General features: G+C 38.6%; 2 protein-coding genes. Both read right to left on the bottom strand.

Going from position 1 to position 907, the window contains the following annotated elements:
• Positions 1-287: 287 nt before the first annotated feature.
• Positions 288-689 (bottom strand): type II toxin-antitoxin system VapC family toxin, encoded by a 402-nt coding sequence (locus tag NF543_RS25255; protein WP_257670976.1) that lies wholly within the window; start codon positions 687-689, stop codon positions 288-290.
• A partial coding sequence (locus tag NF543_RS25250) for a hypothetical protein (protein ID WP_257670977.1) occupies positions 689-907 on the bottom strand: 219 nt, incomplete at its 5' end. The genes NF543_RS25255 and NF543_RS25250, both read right to left, overlap by 1 nt.

The raw sequence follows: 907 nt of genomic DNA, 5'->3' as shown, positions 1-907 counted from the left end.
TTTTAAAGGAACCATCTTGGCATCCATTTATTTAGTCGATACTCCTTAGTGCCTATTGCATTGGATTGCTGGGAACAACTATTGCATTTCTGATAACAAAATAATAAATTAAGTTTACCCATTTAAATCACAAATCGTTGCCATATGAAGAAGTTACCTGCTTTCGTCATCATCCTGCTCCTTGCCGCCATCAAAGTAAAAGCCGCCATTTATAAGGTTAAATAATAAGGCTATATTACGAAATATATAGTTAAGAAAGAAATGGTTACGAATGTTGGTAAATGGCTTTATACTTTAATCAACGAGACGTAATGCTTGTACAAATCAAACTTTTCATCCGCAGAAACGATCGTCAGATTGTTCGCTTTGGCAGTAGCGATGATTAATCGATCAAACGGGTCACGATGGTTTTCATGCAGGGGTACATCAACGTATGTGGCTAAGCCATCATGGCTTAGTGGAATGAAAGTAAACCCATCCTCTTTTCCCACTGATACGATATCCATGATGTCAATATCGAAATCCATTAACTTGCCAATCGTTTGCTTGATGGTGATCTCATAAAGGCTGATGTCAGAAACATATATTGTGTTACGTCTGTTGGTAAGTACTTCAATAGCATTTTTTCCCAGATTCGGATGGTTGAGTTGAAACCAAATCAGTATCTGGGTGTCAATCAGGACTTCCATTACATGTAATCCTTCAATTCGTCGATGGGGTCGTTGAAATCCTCCGGAATATCGAAGTGTTTTCCTTTATTCTTTTGCAAGCGTAAGAGTCCCCCGGGTTTTCTGGCTTTTTTGGTGTTTACTTTTTCCTCTTTTAGGAATGTTACCACTACTTCAGCCTTCTTGATACTCGGAACTGGCTCCAAAAGCCTAAGCACACCGTTTTCATAAACACCTTT

It is taken from the genome of Parapedobacter tibetensis (assembly GCF_024704835.1).
In the GTDB taxonomy this organism is placed as follows: domain Bacteria; phylum Bacteroidota; class Bacteroidia; order Sphingobacteriales; family Sphingobacteriaceae; genus Parapedobacter; species Parapedobacter tibetensis.
The sequence above is the reverse complement of the archived record's forward strand: the minus strand, read 5'-3'. Positions and strand labels throughout refer to the sequence as shown.